The sequence below is a fragment of the Saltatorellus ferox genome, assembly GCA_007751475.1.
Taxonomy (GTDB): Bacteria; Planctomycetota; UBA1135; order UBA1135.
The window spans coordinates 4,354,012-4,369,931 of record CP036434.1; the positions used below are offsets into that span (position 1 = coordinate 4,354,012).

The following is a 15,920-nucleotide window of genomic DNA, read 5'->3' on the forward strand; positions in this document are numbered from 1 at the left end:
GGAGCCCCGCGGCGGCTCTACATCCGCGTCGCCTTCCACGTCGCCCGATCAGGCCTGTCCGCCGATCGTCTGCATCATCTTCGTCAGGGGCATGATCAGCGCGATCACGAGACCGCCGATCACGATCGCCATGAAGATAAGGATCGCCGGCTCCAGCACCTTGAAGAACGAGGCGAGCTTGCGATCCACCTGGATGTCGTAGGCGTCCGCGACCTTCAGCAGCATGCCGTCGAGCTCGCCGGTCTCCTCGCCCACGTCGACCATGTTGGTCACGACGTCGTCGAACAGACCGGTCTCACCCATGGGACGAGCGATGCCCTCGCCCTCGCGGACGGTGCGGCGAATGTCCTCGACCGCATCCACGAGGACCTCGTTGCCGCTGGTGTCGCGACAGATCCCGAGCGCATCGAGGTGAGGCACGCCGGCCTGGACGAGCGTGCCGAACGTACGGGCGAACTGCGCTGTCATCGAACGGTTGAGCACGGGCCCCAGGAACGGGACCTTCAGAAGAAGAGCGTGCCAGCCGCGCCGATAGCCTCGGCTTCGGCGAACGGCGATTCCGTGGGCCACGAACGCAAGGACCGGCAGCCCGAGCACGAGGTACCACCACTGGGTCATGAACCCGCTGATCCCGAGCAAGATCCGCGTGGGCTCCGGCAGGTCGACGTTGAAGCTCTCGAAGATCTCCTTGAACTTCGGGATGACGAACATCACGACGGCTGCGATCACCAGGATCGCGAAGAGCACGAGCACCGCCGGGTAGATCAGCGCCTGTTTGATCTTCGACCGGATGTCGGCCGCCTTTTCGCGGAAGACCGCGAGGCGGTTGAGGACTCGATCGAGCACTCCGCCGACCTCTCCGGCTCTCACCATCGAGGAGTAGAGATGATCGAAGACCCGATCGTGCTTGGCCATCGCCTCGGAGAGCGGTGAGCCGCCCGAGACGTCCTCCGTGATCTCGCGCAGGATGTCCTTGAAGGGCCCTGGCGAGGTCTGGCCCTCCAGGATCGTCAGCGCCTTGACGACCGGGATGCCCGCATCGGACAGCGTCGCGAGCTGGACGGTGAAGTCCGTGACGAGGTCGCCGTCCACCCTCTTGCCGCGGCCGCTGCGGGGAGCGGCGCCGGGCGCCCCGCCTCCGGGGGAGGCGCTGGCGCGCTTGGGGGCCGGGGAATTACGCTGGATACGTCGTGCCATGGTGAACCTTGAATAGCGGAAGGGCTCTCGATCAGACGAGCGTTTCCCGGAGAACTTCTTCGATCGTCGTGCGCCCTTCGGAAGCCGCCCGGAGGCCCGCTTCACGCAGCGTTCGCATGCCGCCCGCGATGGCCGCCGTACGCAGCTCTTCGATCGACGCATTCGTCTCGATGAGGCGCCGGATCTCGTCGTCGATCGTCATGATCTCGAAGAGCCCCGTGCGGCCCGAGTAGCCGGTGTGGTGGCACCGGGTGCAGCCCTTCCCGTAGGCCAGGGTCGATCCCCGTACGAGGTGGGCATCGGGCCCGAGCTCTCCGAGGAAATCCTCGTCCGGCTCGAAGGTGACCTTGCATTCGGGACAGACGGAACGAACGAGCCGCTGGGCCACCACCGACTCCAGGGTCGCTGCGATCAGGAACGGCTCGACGCCCATGTCGACGAGGCGCGTCACCGTACTCGGCGCGTCGTTGGTGTGGATGGTCGCGAAGACCGTGTGGCCGGTCAGGCTGGCCTCGACGGCCGTCGCCCCGGTGTCACGGTCGCGGATCTCCCCCACCAGGATCTTGTCCGGGTCCTGGCGAAGGATCGAGCGCAGCACGGCCGCGTAGGTCACGCCGATATCCTCGTTGATCGGCACCTGGACGATCCCCTGGATGTCGTACTCGACCGGGTCCTCAACCGTGATGATCTTCGTCTCTGGCGTGTTCGCCTCGGACAGCATCGCGTACAGGGTCGTCGTCTTGCCGGAGCCCGTGGGGCCCGTGACGAGCACGATGCCGTGGGGAATGCGCGTCAGCGCGCGCAGCGCGCTTTCGTCCGCGGGCTGCATGCCGAGCGCCGAAAGGTTCAGGTTGACCGCGCTGCGGTCGAGCACCCGCATGACGCAGCCCTCGCCCGAGGCCCCTGGAAGCGTCGCCACGCGCAGGTCAACGGGGCGACCGTCGATCGAAACCTCGATCCGGCCGTCCTGGGGCACGCGCGTCTCGGTGATGTCCAGGTCGGCCATGACCTTGATCCGCGAGACGAGCGGCAGCGCGAGGTGCGGCGGCGGTGCTTCGACCTCGTACAGGGAGCCGTCCACGCGGTAGCGGATGCGGAACGCGTTCTCGTAGGTCTCGAAGTGCACGTCGCTCGCGCGGTCGCGGATGGCACGGTGCAGGATCGAGTTCAGGAGGCGCACCACAGGAAGGCTCTGCGCTGCGCTCTCCGCATCGGTGCCGAGCGCCGCCTTGGCGGCGTCCTTGATGGCGTCGGTGAGCGAGGCTTCCTCGCCGTAGTGCGCGAGCACGGCCGCCTTGATCGCTTCCGCGTCCGCCACGACGGCGCGCACCTCGTAGCCGGTGGTGAACGCGAGGTCCTCCAGCACCCCGGTATTCATCGGATCCGCGAGCGCCACCACGAGCGTGGCCCCTTCGATCCGGATCGGCAGCACCCCGTAGGTGTGCGCGGCGGAACCGTCCACGGCGGCGAGCGCCTCCGGGTCGGGATCGACGGTGTTCAGGTTCACGGTCTCCAGGCCCGCCTGCTCGGCGAGCGCCAGCGCGATATCCGCGGGCGTGCAAGCCCCCGTCTCGATCAGCGCCTGGCCGATCAGTCCACCGTGCGCGCGCTGCTCTGCGAGCGCCGCCTGCACCTGGCTCTCACGGATCACACCGCGCGCCTTCAGGATCTGACCGAGGAGCGGGCGCGCGCCCGCGCTATCGGGAGGCGGGGTCAAAGACGTCCCTCCAGATCCCGAGGCTCCTGGGCGAACGCGAGGGCCGTTTCGCGCGTGATCTCCTCGTCGCGCACGAGTTCGAGCAGGTAGTCGTCGAGCGTCACCATGCCCATGCGCTTGGACGTCTGGATCGTCGACTGAATCTTGTTCGTCTCGTTCTTGCGGATCAGGTTGCCGATCGCCGGGTTGTTGATCATGACCTCGAAGCCAGCGATCCTGCCGCCGCCCTTGCGGGGCATCAGCACCTGGCTCACGACCGCGACGAGCGCGACCGAAAGCTGGGCGCGCACCTGTTCCTGCTGGTTCGCGGGATAGGCGTCGATGATCCTGTTGATGGTGCGCGCGCTGCCGGTGGTGTGGAGCGTGCCGAACACGAGGTGGCCTGTCTCGGCGGCCGTCAGCGCGGCCGAGATGGTGTCGAGGTCCCGCATCTCGCCGAGGAGGATCACGTCGGGGTCCTGGCGGAGCGCCCGGCGCATCGCCTCGACGAAGTCTGGCACGTCGGAGCCGATCTCGCGCTGGGTGACGAGCCCGAGACCGTGGCGGTGATAGAACTCGATCGGGTCCTCGATCGTGATGATGTGCTTGTCGTAGCTCTGGTTGATCCAGTCGATCATCGTCGCGAGCGTCGTCGACTTACCGGAGCCCGTCGGACCCGTGACGAGGATGAGCCCGCGCGGGCGCTTGAGAAGCTCCTCGACCGCTTCGGGGAGACCGATCTGATCGAAGGTCAGAAGCTGGCTCGGGATCAGGCGCAGAATGGCCGTGAACTGACCGCGCTGCTTGAAACAGCTCACGCGGAAGCGGTTCCCGGACTCGTGCGCGAGGCCGAGGTCGGTCGTCCCGACCCTCTGGAGTTCCTCCCAGTGGACGTCGTCGCAGAGTTCGCGGCACCACTGCTCCGCCGAGGCGGCGTCGATGTCGTCCGTGGTGAGCGAGACCAGGCGTCCGTCGACGCGCCCCACCGGCGGGCGGCCAGGGTTCAGGTGCAAGTCGGAGGCGCCGGCGTCGATCGCCCGCCCCATCAGTTCCTTCACGTTCATGGGGATCAAGCGGACAGCGCTTCTTCTTCGGCGGTGGTGAGATTCGAGCCAGCGACGCGCAGGACTTCCATGACGCTGGTGAGGCCTTCGGTCACCTTGGCCGCGCCATCGGACAGAAGCCCCCTCAGCGCGCCGGACGCTTCGGCCGTATCGCGCACGTCGTCGAGCGTGGCGCCCCGGAAGGTGCGCTCGCGAATCGTCGCGTCCATCGTGAAGAGCTCGTACAGCGCGACGCGGCCCTTGTAGCCTGAGCCCTCGCAGATGCGGCAGCCCTTGGGACGTTTGAAGCGCAGGTTGGGGTTGCCCGATGCGGCCTGGGTCAGCCCCATCGCACGCAGCTCCAGCTCCGAGGGCTCGTACTCCTGGGCGCAGGAGGAACAGAGCCGGCGAACGAGGCGCTGGCCGATGATGCCCTGGACCGACGCCGCGACGAGGAACGGCTTGACGCCGAGGTCGATGAGCCGCGTCAGAGCGCTGGGCGCATCGTTCGTGTGGAGCGTGGAGAACACGAGGTGCCCGGTGAGGGCGGCCTGGATCGCGATCTCGGCCGTCTCCAGGTCGCGGATTTCTCCTACGAGGATGACGTTGGGCGCGCAGCGCAGCATCGCCTTCAGGATGCGAGCAAACGTCAGGTGGATGCGGTTCTCGACCTGAACCTGGTTGATCCCGGGGATGTGATATTCCACCGGATCCTCGGCCGTGATGATCTTCACGTCTGGCCGGTTCAGTTCCTGGAGCGCCGCGTAGAGCGTCGTCGTCTTGCCCGAACCGGTGGGTCCCGTAACGAGCACGATGCCGTTCGGCCGGTCGATCATCTTGCGGAACCAGCGCTGGTCGTCCGAGCTGAAGCCAAGCTGGGCGAGGCCCAGCAGGTTCTGTCCGCGATCCAGAAGACGCATCACCATGGTCTCGCCGTGGTTGGACGGCAGGATCGAGGCACGCACGTCGACGTCGCGACCCTCGATCTTCAGGCCGATGCGCCCGTCCTGCGGCTTGCGCTTCTCGGCGATGTCCATGCGCGCCATGATCTTGAGGCGGCTCATGAGCGGCGCACCGAGGTGCGGCGGGTGCTCGGCGACGTCCCGCAGCATGCCGTCGATGCGGAAGCGAATCCGCATCCGCCCGTGTCCCGGCTCGACGTGGATGTCCGAGGCGCGCGCGTCGAGTGCCTGCTTGAAGATACTGGAGACGAGGCGCACGATGGGCGCGTCGTCGTCCTCGCCGTCCCCGCCGATCACGGCGCCCATGGAGGCCGCGACGGCTTCTTCGGCGCCTGCGCCGTAGGCTGCTGCGATGGCCCGCTTGAGCGAGGCGGGCGCGCTGAGCGCACAGGCGATCTCCATGTCGCCGAGCAGGAACTGCAGCTGGTCCACGACGATCCGCTTCAGGGGATCGTCGATCGCCACGATCAGCTTGTCGCCCTTCTGCATCACGGGCAGCACGCCCTGCTCCTGGGCAAACTCGGCTGGAACGAGATCCAGCACCGCGTCGTTCACCTTGCCCTTCGAGAGGTCCACGAAGGGCAGGCCGTTCGCCTTCGCCAGGGCCCGATAGACGGTGGGCTCGTCGGCGAAACCCAGACCGAGAACGGCCGCCTCCAGAGAGACTCCGCCCCCGCGCTGCTGGGCCTTGGCTTCACGAAGCTGAGCTTCATCCAGCGCGCCGCTGGAAAGGAGAATGTCGCCGAGGTCTTGGCTCAAGGTTCAGGGGAGGCGCCGCATAGGGCACCCGAGTACCGGAGGGAGGTCGTCAGGGGGAGGGCGGGGCCGCTGGACGCCGCACGAGCACCTACACCATAGCGAGGGGGCCGCGGAAGTTACTCCGCGGCCCCCATAAAGACGCCGATCGGGGCCTCTCACGCACCAGGCGGTGCGCCAGACCCGGCGATCGAACCGCTACTACTGGCCAGAATCGCCCTTCTTCACCGGGGCCTTCTGGGCACCACCCGGGCGCTGGACCGGGGTCCCGCCCTCGCCGGCCAGCTTGCGGCAGACGCCGGAGAACCGGAAGAACTCCTCGGGCTTCGACGGGTGACCCGTCTTGATGTTCACGCGGCCACGGAAGGATCCGTCCGCGTCGTCCGGGAGCCCCGTGAGGCGCAGCTCGATATCGACGGCGTTGCTGCCGCTGACCGGCTTGACGCTCGCCGCGAAGCGGTCGGCCCAGGCGAGCTCCGCCGCCTGCTCACCGGTGATCTCGACGGACACGTTGGAGAGATCGAACTCCGGCTCGTGGCAGGTCAGGCGCACGTTGCGCACGACCGTCTGGCCGGGACGCACGAGGCCGAGCGAGACGTACTGCGGCTGAAGCGACAGCGCGCCGAGAATGTTGTAGTTGATGTTCGTGCTCGCCTGGTAGACCGCGACGGCACCCGGCTTGGCGGCGTGCGCCTTGGACTCCGGAAGCGGCACGTCGCTGTTGAGGCGAAGCATGTATCCCTTCGGCTCGGCGGTCGAATCCTCCGCGATCGTGAAGGTGGCGCGCCAGTGGTTCGACTTGCCCTCGTCGTTCGGATTGATCGCCTCGACGTTCAGCGAGAGGCCCTGGGGCATCGGGATCGGACGCGAATCGTCCTGGGTGAGCATGATGGCCTCGCCCGAGGAGGTACGGAAGTCCACCGAAGCGGTCTTCGAAACGCCCTCGCGAATCTCGCCGAGCTGGAGGAACTTGGGCGTCGCGTCGATGAACGGTTCGACGTTGGCCATCAGCTGAAGCTGGTTCTGGCCGGCGGTGCCGTCGTTCGAGTAGACGTTGATGCGCACGTTCGTGCGGTTGGACTTGCTGGTCGTGTCGAGGGTGGCCTCGAGCTCGATGTCGGCGCCCGGCATGATCTCGTCGCCGAACTTGTACAGCGTCGCGACCTCCTCGCCAGGCTGCTTGACCTTGACCTCACCGAGGGTACAGCCGCAGGTCGGGCTCGCCTGGCTGATGATGAGCGGCTCACTACCCGCGCTCTTCATCTCGAACACGTGGGTCAGCTGGTCGCCCTGGCGCGCCAGGCCGAAGTCGTGCTTGTCCGAGCCGAACTCGATCTCGAGCTTCGCGTTCGCGTTGCGCGGGGGGCGCGGAACGGCGCCGCGAGCGGCCCCGCCCTTGTCGGCTCCTGCGGCCTTCTGCTTGGCGAGGTACTCCTCCTGCTGCTTGAGCTGCTCGGGAGTCATGCCCTTGACAGCGCCGCCAGCCGGACCATCGTTCGCCCCGACGCCGGACTCGCCCTTGACGACTTCCACGGGGGCGGGCCCCGAGGTCACCGGCTTCTGGACGCGCTTCGCGGGCACGGTGACCGGCTTGGGCGGCGGCGTCTTGTCCGTCACGCTCCCGCGGCCCCCTTGCTGAACGAGGGCGGGCGCCGTGAGCGCAGCAGAAGTCGTCGTGGTACCGGTGGCGCTGGCGAAAGCACTGACGGCGAAGCCGCTGGCTGCGAGCAGCGCGACGGGAAGCCCGATGGAGAACTGTCGGCGAGGTGAGCTGTGATTCATGGGTCGGTGAGTCGGGTCGAGAGGGCCTCGAATGAGCTGGACCGTCGAGGGCAGTCCGGTGAGACCGGTCCGGAGGTGGGTATCGGACGTCATGGGGCCGAATCCGGAGGTCGGATCGCCTGTCAGGGGCGGGTACGGTGGGAAAAGTCAGGCTGTTAGACCAAGAATACAGATGTTTTTCTGTGAAGCAGATCGGGCAGCGCCCGCAAGGAGCCAGAACTACCTGCCGGTCGAGGAGTCAGAGCGCTACAACCTGTGGGACGCATCTCGGGGCCTGCTCCTTGACGGAGCCGTCCCGCAGGTGCCTCCCGGCTCGGACCCGTGAAAGGTCCCCACAATCGCCCACTTTCAGCCCATGACGACCGAAACCGACGTCCCCTTCCTGCAGCGTTCTCTCGGAAGCGCCTTCTGCCTGGGAGGGTTGCTCCTCGGCGGGGCGACCTCTTGCCGCGTGCCGGCCCCCACCGTCCAGCAGGGGCTCACCTACGGCTTCAATACGCCAGAACAGGCGCTCCAGTCGTTCCGCACCGCCGTCCAGGGCAACCTTCTCGAAGAGGAGTACCGCTGCTTCTCCCGCCAGTGGAAGGCGACCACCAAGGTCCGCTCCATCAACTACTACAGCGAGGTCCGCGACGAGCTGCTTTCGAAGATCCCCCAGCTGCGCTGGGCGCTCTACCGCGCCGACAATCCCGAGGTGCTCTTCCAGTCGAGCATGGACGCCGTTCTCCAGAGCCGGATCCCGGGGCCACTCTGGACCAGGGATCGGTGGCTGATCTTCCGCATGCACCGCGAGGGTTACTGGGACGCCTGGACCGAAGCCACGCCGGAGAAGCCCACCGAAGGGAACACGGTCCGCGACCCCGTCGAAGCCGGGATCCTGCAGTACATCGAGCGGTACGACGTCTATCGCGCGAACATCGACGACTTCTCGGAGGAGACCGGCAACACCGCGCCGGAGGCGATCATCGCGGTCAAGGGCGGCTGGCAGTGGAAGATCCAGGACTTCACGGTTCAGGACGACCCCATGACGTCGGAGGAGTTCGAGTCGCAGGCCCGAGCCTCCGTCCCCGTGGCTCCCGCCGACGTGAAGGGGACGGCCCCCTGACGATCACTGCTCCCGAGAGATCACTGCGCCTGAGAGATCACCGCGGCTGAATCGAGCCCAACCACTGCGCGATCTTGGCAGCGGGCATCGCTCCGCTCTGCCGAGCGACCTCGGCGCCGCCCTTGAACAGCACCAGCGTCGGGATGGATTGGATGCCGAACTGCTGCGCCGTCTGAACCGCAGCCTCGGTATCCACCTTCGCGAAGAGCACCTGGCCGAAATGCTCGCGCGCAGCGGCCTCGAACTGCGGCGCCATCGCCTTGCACGGCCCGCACCACTCGGCCCAGAAGTCGACGAGCACGGGCAGCCCGCTCCTTGCGATGTACTTCCCAAAGCTTGCGTCGTCGAGGGCCACGGGGTGGTCTGGAAGCAGCTTCGCGCTGCACCGACCGCAAACTGGCACGTCGCCGAAGCGATCATCAGGCACTCGATTGCGGGCACCGCAAGAGGCGCACGGGAGGTCGACGATGGTCTGTGACATGGCGTCAGAATAGACCCGCACCGGGAAATTCTCACCCCGGAAGCGCATTCCGAGCCCTATCCGAGCCCGCGACGCCGTCCCGACCACCCCGGACGCCCGACTTAGCGGTCGGATACCTTGCGAAGAAAGGCGTCGATCGGAAACGCCCGACGGAGCGAGTACGTGCCCGGCTCTGCCGGAACGACGACCTCCTCGACGTCGGAGAGCCTCTCGGTCTTCATGCTGTGCCTCCGGTTCTGACGAACCCTCCAGGTCAGCTGATAGCGGCCTCCGCGCGCGACGGGAATCGACACGCGCCCCGTCTTCGGATCGAGTTCGGCGTAGATGAGCCCGGGGGAAACGTCGAGCCCCTCGCGGCGGATATCGACCTTCGGCCTCAGCTCGATGGGATCCAGCACCGCGTGGACGGTCCAGCGCTCCGGATCCGGAAGCGTGCCCTCGACCTCCAGATCGACCGTCGTGCCGATGCCGAGATCGAGACTCGAGTCGAGGAAGAGTTCCTCGAAGAGTTCCGTTCGCGCGCCTGGCACGAAGCAGACCGCGTCGATCGTGCTGGAGGTCGACAGGAACCGAGCGTGACCGTCGGGTGCGATCGGAGCCAGCCCGTCGAACGTCACGTCGTCCTCGGAGCCGATCCGACGCCAGGCGAGCTGTCCTCCGGGAACGGGCGAGCCGCTCGGCCCACGCACTTCGATATCGAAGCTGAAAAGATCATCCCCGAGATCGATCGGGTCGATGCGCGGATCCAGCGTGCCGGCTCCGCCGACCACGATGTCCTCTCTCTGCCAGATCGTCTCTCCGAACCCCAGCTGGACGGACACGGTCGCGAGCCCGTAGGGCAGCGCGAGGACCTCGAACACCCCGTCGGGCTGCACGGTTCCGATCCTGCGAACGGCGAGCGTGCCAGCGGCATCGCGGGCCTCGACGTGAACCGTCAGGGTTCCCTCGGGCGGCGCGATCGACTGGCCATCGGCGTCGCGGACGTCGACGCGGCCCCGGAGCATCGCGGTGAACCGCTCCGGATTCCGCATGATGTCCTCGGGGTCCGTGATGAACCGAAGACCCGGCTCCCTGGCGGCCACGAAGGTCGACACGCCCGCCCAGACGATCACCAGGATCGCGATGAGGACGAGATAGATCTTGGTCGGGGCGCTCACGGTTACAGGATACCTCGCTCTTGGTGAAGAGTTTCGAAGAGCCGGATGTGCCCAGGCTCAGGGGCCGGAGGGCCGGTCGATTCGGGACCTCAGGAGTTTGGCGGTCGAGGCTCGAACCGAGACGAGCAGAGGGAGAAGAGCCTCTTCGTCCCTTCTAGCGAGGTCGTCTCGGTTGGCCGAACACCATTCACAGCCCATTTCGTCGACGTGGAAGGCCATGAACTCCCGTGGCCCCTCCTCCAGGGTCCCCGCGATCCAGCGGGCGAGCCAGTGTCGAGCCGGGCAGGAAACGCGCTCGTCCGACCAGACGCTGGCCACGTCCATCGGCACGTCCCCGTCCTCTGCGAGCTGGGCAAGGGCCGCGACCGCTTCGCCGTCAGGGTCCCGCTTCGCGACGAATTCACGCAGCTTCTTGAGCGCTCGGAACTTCACGCCCGCGACCGCGGTCTCGTCGCGGAGGCCGAATCGCTCCCATGTGTCACGGTTTCTCCAGCCGCCTCGGAAGAGCGCCTCCACCACCATCAGGCGATTGAACTCACCCGCTGCCCAGGTCTCCTGCACCCACTCGCGAAGCGCGTCGCGCAATAGCTCGCGACCGCGCCCCTGCACGTCGGAACGTCGCACGATCTGGCTCGGCGTATCCTCGTCGAGGGCGAGGGAGGCGAGGTCGATCCCTCCGGCTTCCTCGCCGTCGTCGGAGCCACCTTGACCCGCGCCGACCATCCGCCTCTTCCGAAGGTGATCGATCGTTCGGTTGCGGCAGATCCCGAAGAGATACTGCTCGAACGAATACTTCTCGTCGAACGTCCCGATGCCGCGCACGGCGCCCAGGAAGACCTCCTGAACGATGTCGTCGCGCGCCTCCGCATCGGACACGCGTCGCCCGATGTAGGCGATCAGTCGCCCCGCGTAGGCGCGCTCGACGCGCGCCCATTCGTCCTCGTCGAAGTCGGCGAGGCGCCGCACGTCGGGTGACCAATCTCCTGACACTGTGAATCCTGGTGTGTGACTGCGGGTCAGGGCCGTTCGAGAACGAACAGCCCGAAAAGGCCGAGGAGCGTCGCGCCGAATCCGACGCTCGCCATGATGAGCAAGAAGAGAGCGAAGCGAGCCGTGCGCCCGACCAGCCCGCCGCGGTCACTGCGGACGAGCCGGTCGGTCACGAGGCGGAACGCGTCCAGGATCGACTGAACCACCGCGACGATCGCTGCGGCGAACACGTCGAAGCCCACGCGAGTCGTCTCCATCAGGGTCGCGAACGGGCCGCCGGTGACCTTGGGCGGAACCGGGATGATCGTCGGTACGGGGGCGGCCGGTGCAGCGTGGACCTTCGCGCTCGACGGCGGCTCTTGGTAGGACGTCCGCGAGAAACGGCCCTCCTCGTCGCGGGGCAGAAGCCCCCCGCCCGATTCCCCGCGGCGCTTCTGCGCGTTCAGTTCCGCAACGAGTTCGCGCGCGCGGCTGGCTGGCCGGCCCGGCTCGATCGGCGAGGTCTTGGCCGTCGTCGCCTCGATCGCCGCGGGATCCAGAAGCGGCGAACGCTGCCGCGAACCGATGGGCGCTCCATGCTGCGGGGGCGCTCCTTCGCGAAGGTCTGAACCTGAACCTGAAGCGGGCTCCGTCGCAGGCACGACCGGACGAACGCCCAGGTCGGGCGCCGTCGTGGAAGCGGCGTTCGCGGACTGCCTGCGAGCGTGTGCAGGACGCGCCTCGGCCGGACTGAGTTGGAACGTCACGGAGTCGCCGGGCCTCGCCGTCTGCCCCAGCATCTCCAGCACTTCGGAGATCGAGTCGGGCCGATCCGCGGGGTCGAGCCGGAGGCAGGCCTCGGTCGCCGCGCGCGCGACGGCAGGGAAGTCCTCGGGAAACACCGGAGGGGCGTCGGACTCTCGCAGGATGAGTCCGCCGAACTCGTCCGGGTGAAAGGGAAGGTAGCCCGCGAGCGATTCGAACAGGATCACCCCGAGGGAGTAGATGTCGGCCCGATGATCCGCGCGACTCCGGAGCATCTCGGGCGCCATGTACATGGGCGTGCCGCGCCCGAACGAGAGCGTCGTGCGGCCGCCCTCGAGCAGCTTCGAGAGACCGTAGTCCCCCACCCGTGCGTTCTCTCCGCGCAGAAAGATGTTGCTGGGCTTCAGGTCGAAGTGAACCAGCCGCCGATCGTGGAGCGCGAGCACGCCGCGCGCGGTTTGCGTGAAGACGAGCAGCGCCTCCGCGGGGGACAGGTCGTGGAGCTTGAAACGCTTCGCGAGCGTCTCCTCGCCCGCGTAGCCCATGATGACGTAGGGCACGTCCATCACGGACCCCATGTCCTCGATCGTCACCAGGTTCGGATGGTCGATCGCGGCGAAATGTCGGACCTGATCCAGTTCGCGCTGGACGGCTTCACGCTGGTCGTCGTTTTCGACTTTCAGGAACTTGATCGCGTACGCCTTTCCAATGGACGTCTTCCGCGCCTTGTAGACGTCGCCGAACGCGCCGCCCCCGAGTCGGTTCTCGATTTCGTAGCCGGGCACGAAGTCCGGCTGTCGAAACGAGTTGTAGAACGCTTCCCAGTCCATCGTCAGGCCCAAGGCTACCCTCTGGTCGAGCCAGATGTCAGGCCTGGCGGATCGCCATGCCGAAAGGGGGTCTGCGATCGGGAGCGGCGCCGAGGGCCAGGTCGATGCGCTTCTCCAGGGGAAGGGCCAGGGCCACTGCCTGCTGCGGCTCGCCTCGGGGAGCTCGTACGCCGCCGCTGCATGAGACCGCGAGCGAGGGGCTCCCCGGCCCCTCGAGCTGCGCCACCAGCGCCACGTCATGGGCGATACCCGGGACGACGATCTGCCTCCTGCGCCGGGGGCCGAAGCGAAGGCGTCCCGCGACCCCGGGCGCCATCAGCGCCACGCGACGCGCCCCGTCGGCGTCGGTGGGCCCCTCCAGCTCGAGGACCATCGTGGCGCTGGAGGGATCGCTGAGACGGCAGGTGAAGGAAGCGGCCACCCCGAATCTCACGCGATCCCCGTCGTGAACGGACCGCGGACCGTCGGAGGACCGCAGGGAAGACCCGTCGATCTCGATCGGAGCCGCGCCTGGCTGAACGGCCAGGGCCCATTCCGCGCCACCGTGGAACGAGTCGCGCAGTCGAAACTGGCCGTGGACGCCGTCGAGATCGCCCAGGAAACGCAGGTCCGGCTCGGGCGCCGCCGTGTGCCCGACGACGACCGAGGTGCCGATGAGCAGGAGCACGTCCCCGACGTCGTCGATGCTGAGGAGCAGGCGGAGAGGACGCCGCGGTGAGAGGGTCTCGGTCAAACGCGTGGTTCGGATCAGAGAGCGGACACGACGACGCCGCCGCCTGCATGGCGCGCGTCGAGGAAGGCTTCCCGCGCAGCGGCGTAGAGGTCCTCGCGCTTCTCGATGTCCGGGCTCGGATAGTTGGCGATGCCGATGGCGACCTCGATGCGGTCGCCGACGAGGTCCATCATCCGGCGCTCCTCGGCGGTGTCGGCGACGCGGCGCGCCATGATCTCCGCACCGTCCGGACCGGTATTCGGAAGGAGGAAGAGGAAGGAGTTTTCGTCGAAGCGCCCGAGCACGTCGGTGTCGCGGGAAGCTGCCAGGAAGATCGAGCTGAGTTCCCGCAGCACGTCGTCGGATGCCTGGCTCTCGAAGCCCAGCATGGCCACCGCGAGAGGCGCGTTGAAGCGGCGGGCGCGCTTGAACTCCTCGTCCAGCTTGTACGCGAGGAACGAGTAGTTGAAGAGACCTGTGACTGGATCGATGGCGGCCTGCATCAGCGCGTTGTGACGCGGGGCAGCGACGTCGCGGGAGGGGTCGGACTCCGCAATCTGCGCGAGGATGGCCTCCGGAAGCGTGAACTCCTCGCCGGCCATTCCACGGTGCTCGGAGTCGAGGGCTGGGCGCGGGCCGGACGAGACGCCGAGCGCGGCGCGCAGCTTGGAACCGTTGACGGGGCGCTCGATGACGCCGGTGGCGCCGCAGAAGCGAGCGATCGGCTCGGCCACGTGATTGCCGTCCTCGACGACCACGAACGTCCTGCACTTCGTGCGGCCAGAGAGCTGGCGCAGGAGTTCGTAGACGTTTCGGTCCTTGAGCCAGGAGTCGATCAGCAGGACGTCGCCGGGGGCCGGCGGCGCCTCGACGAGTTCCCGCCAGGAGGAAATCTGCGCGATGCTCCAGCCACTGAGCGGGTCCTCTGCGTTCGACTCGTTCGCCGCGTCGACCGCCGCGCGCGCGCCACTGATGACCGACGTGTCCGTGGTCGCGATCCTGATGGTTCTGAGTCCGTCACCCATGTCGCAGTCCGAGGCCCGTGGCGCCCCTTGGTAGCCGTGGAAGTCGCCCTGAAAGCCAGAGCGCTGTTCAGCGTGCAAACGCGGACGCTGCGTTTCAAACAATAAAGACGATGGGCACGGCTACCTGGAGGAGACCCTGGAGAGAACTCCCAGCTCGGCGCCCTGGAGAGCGGACCTGAACACGGCGCGGCTACGCGACGCCGGGAGTTCTCCTGCGCCTGCTGCGGCACCGTGCTTCTTCAAGAGTGCCACCGCTTCGGGCCCGCCGAATTCACCGAGAGCGAGCCCGATCCGGCGGCATGATTCGATCGGAGTCGTGGCCGGCGCGTTCTCGATCCATCGGACGAGAAGCTCATCGCCGTAGCACGCGCGCGCGGCGCCCGCGGCGAGCAGCGCCTGGCTCCACGGGAGGCGGAAGGCCGCGTTGCGCAGGAGCGGCTCCACTTCGTCCGAACCGGCTTTGGCCAGGCCAGCCGCGAGATCCAGCGTCACGGTCTGGGAGTTGGGCCGATGAAAAAGCGCTTCGAGGGCCGCAGCATCTTCAGGTTTCCGCGTTCTCGCGAGCGCCCTCACGCCGCGATGCAGCTCGGGAGCGAAGGGATCCAGCTCCATGAGGACAGCCCGGATCTTCGAGGTGTCCGTCTGTGCGCCATGGATCACGAGGATGGCATCGACGGCCGCTCGATCCTGCCCCCTGAGAGTCCCCTGCATTTCCGTGACGAAGCGGAGGACGTTCGGATGCGGCGCGGCCCGGTCGAGCACCTCGAACAGGTACGAAACGGCCTCGGAGCGCCGCGCGGACGGCGGGCGACTGAAGAGATCCCTCGCCTCCTGGATCCCCTGGACGTCGTCGATGCGGACCAGGCTCGCGATCGCGTTGACCCTGGGCCAGGGATGGGGATCATCCATCATCGCACGCAGGGCCCCGATGTAGTCCTCGTGGCCGTTGGCGCTGACCGCGAGCGCGCTGTAGGCGCGGTTGTTCGGATCGTCGTTTCGGAACCCCTCGGCGAGGACGTCGAAGAGAGGCTGATCCGGCGTGAACAGGAGCCCAGCTCCGATGTACCGGGTCGGCCCGTTTTCGAGCGCCATTCCGAGTTCCAAGCTCCTCGGCATGCGCGCCTGAAGCTCGTCCCAGAGCGCGATGACGGCGAGCCACTTCCATTCCTTCAGATCGCGGGGACGCCAGCGGCCCGACGCGACGAGCTCTTCCACGTACTCCGGCATCCACTGGACCGCTTCCCGAATCCGCGGGGCACCCTCGCCCTCCATGAGGACCTCGATGAAATGCCTCTCCGCGCCGTCGAAGCGGAGTTCGCGCGCGAGCTGGAGCGTCAAGGCCTCGAGGAAGACCGCGTTGTTCCCCATGCCCGCGAGCCGGGCCCCGTGGTCATCCGCGGGAGACCCAGCGGGCGCTCCGGCCGGGGAATCAGCGGGAGC

Annotated in this window: 13 protein-coding genes; 1 reads left to right on the forward strand and 12 read right to left on the reverse strand. The window is 67.4% G+C overall.

Annotated features, from left to right (window positions below; all coding sequences use genetic code 11):
• Positions 1-48: 48 nt before the first annotated feature.
• The 5 genes from Poly30_RS15530 to Poly30_RS15550 form a co-directional block, all read right to left on the reverse strand.
• Entirely contained in the window at positions 49-1,197 is a 1,149-nt protein-coding gene (locus tag Poly30_RS15530; protein WP_145198902.1) for a type II secretion system F family protein, read from the reverse strand.
• Positions 1,198-1,228: 31 nt separating this feature from the next.
• Positions 1,229-2,914: a GspE/PulE family protein gene (locus tag Poly30_RS15535; RefSeq protein ID WP_145198905.1), complete on the reverse strand. Its 1,686-nt coding sequence runs from the start codon at positions 2,912-2,914 to the stop codon at positions 1,229-1,231.
• A complete protein-coding gene (locus Poly30_RS15540) occupies positions 2,911-3,957 on the reverse strand; it encodes a type IV pilus twitching motility protein PilT (protein ID WP_145198907.1) in 1,047 nt (348 codons plus the stop codon). The genes Poly30_RS15535 and Poly30_RS15540 overlap by 4 nt, the downstream gene beginning before the upstream one ends.
• 5 nt (positions 3,958-3,962) lie before the next feature.
• On the reverse strand, positions 3,963-5,657 hold the full coding sequence (locus Poly30_RS15545; protein WP_145198910.1) for a GspE/PulE family protein: 1,695 nt from the start codon (positions 5,655-5,657) through the stop codon (positions 3,963-3,965).
• Positions 5,658-5,855: 198 nt separating this feature from the next.
• A complete protein-coding gene (locus Poly30_RS15550; protein WP_419190232.1) occupies positions 5,856-7,436 on the reverse strand; it encodes a DUF1573 domain-containing protein in 1,581 nt (526 codons plus the stop codon).
• A 355-nt stretch (positions 7,437-7,791) separates the two neighbouring features.
• On the opposite strand from Poly30_RS15550, the gene Poly30_RS15555 reads away from it, so the two are divergent.
• The gene (locus tag Poly30_RS15555; protein WP_145198916.1) at positions 7,792-8,541 is read left to right on the forward strand and encodes a hypothetical protein; all 750 of its coding nucleotides are present in this window, start codon (positions 7,792-7,794) and stop codon (positions 8,539-8,541) included.
• Positions 8,542-8,578: 37 nt separating this feature from the next.
• Here the strand turns inward: Poly30_RS15555 and trxC are convergent, their stop codons facing one another.
• The 7 genes from trxC to Poly30_RS15590 all read right to left on the reverse strand — a co-directional run bounded on the left by trxC (position 8,579) and on the right by Poly30_RS15590 (position 15,848).
• Positions 8,579-9,022, reverse strand: a complete 444-nt coding sequence (gene trxC / locus Poly30_RS15560) for a thioredoxin TrxC (RefSeq protein ID WP_145198919.1) — start codon at positions 9,020-9,022, stop codon at positions 8,579-8,581.
• A 101-nt stretch (positions 9,023-9,123) separates the two neighbouring features.
• Entirely contained in the window at positions 9,124-10,179 is a 1,056-nt protein-coding gene (locus Poly30_RS15565) for a hypothetical protein (protein WP_145198922.1), read from the reverse strand.
• A 57-nt stretch (positions 10,180-10,236) separates the two neighbouring features.
• Complete coding sequence (locus Poly30_RS15570) at positions 10,237-11,145, reverse strand: RNA polymerase sigma factor (protein ID WP_419190233.1); 909 nt, start codon at positions 11,143-11,145, stop codon at positions 10,237-10,239.
• A gap of 50 nt (positions 11,146-11,195) precedes the next feature.
• The gene (locus tag Poly30_RS15575; protein WP_419190234.1) at positions 11,196-12,743 is read right to left on the reverse strand and encodes a serine/threonine-protein kinase; all 1,548 of its coding nucleotides are present in this window, start codon (positions 12,741-12,743) and stop codon (positions 11,196-11,198) included.
• A 37-nt stretch (positions 12,744-12,780) separates the two neighbouring features.
• Positions 12,781-13,476, reverse strand: a complete 696-nt coding sequence (locus tag Poly30_RS28535) for a hypothetical protein (RefSeq protein WP_419190235.1) — start codon at positions 13,474-13,476, stop codon at positions 12,781-12,783.
• A 14-nt stretch (positions 13,477-13,490) separates the two neighbouring features.
• Positions 13,491-14,480: a GGDEF domain-containing protein gene (locus tag Poly30_RS15585; protein ID WP_145198933.1), complete on the reverse strand. Its 990-nt coding sequence runs from the start codon at positions 14,478-14,480 to the stop codon at positions 13,491-13,493.
• Between the two features lie 120 nt (positions 14,481-14,600).
• Positions 14,601-15,848, reverse strand: a complete 1,248-nt coding sequence (locus Poly30_RS15590) for a HEAT repeat domain-containing protein (RefSeq protein ID WP_145198936.1) — start codon at positions 15,846-15,848, stop codon at positions 14,601-14,603.
• Positions 15,849-15,920 lie beyond the last annotated feature (72 nt).

Excerpts from the sequence above, each read along its gene's own strand:
- Poly30_RS15555 (WP_145198916.1), top strand. The coding sequence starts at position 7,792 with ATGACGACCGAAACCGACGTCCCCTTCCTGCAGCGTTCTCTCGGAAGC.
- Poly30_RS15530 (WP_145198902.1), bottom strand. The coding sequence starts at position 1,197 with ATGGCACGACGTATCCAGCGTAATTCCCCGGCCCCCAAGCGCGCCAGC.
- Poly30_RS15585 (WP_145198933.1), bottom strand. The coding sequence starts at position 14,480 with ATGGGTGACGGACTCAGAACCATCAGGATCGCGACCACGGACACGTCG.
- trxC (WP_145198919.1), bottom strand. The coding sequence starts at position 9,022 with ATGTCACAGACCATCGTCGACCTCCCGTGCGCCTCTTGCGGTGCCCGC.
- Poly30_RS15540 (WP_145198907.1), bottom strand. The coding sequence starts at position 3,957 with ATGAACGTGAAGGAACTGATGGGGCGGGCGATCGACGCCGGCGCCTCC.
- Poly30_RS15550 (WP_419190232.1), bottom strand. The coding sequence starts at position 7,436 with ATGAATCACAGCTCACCTCGCCGACAGTTCTCCATCGGGCTTCCCGTC.
- Poly30_RS15590 (WP_145198936.1), bottom strand. The coding sequence starts at position 15,848 with ATGGGGAACAACGCGGTCTTCCTCGAGGCCTTGACGCTCCAGCTCGCG.
- Poly30_RS15575 (WP_419190234.1), bottom strand. The coding sequence starts at position 12,743 with ATGGACTGGGAAGCGTTCTACAACTCGTTTCGACAGCCGGACTTCGTG.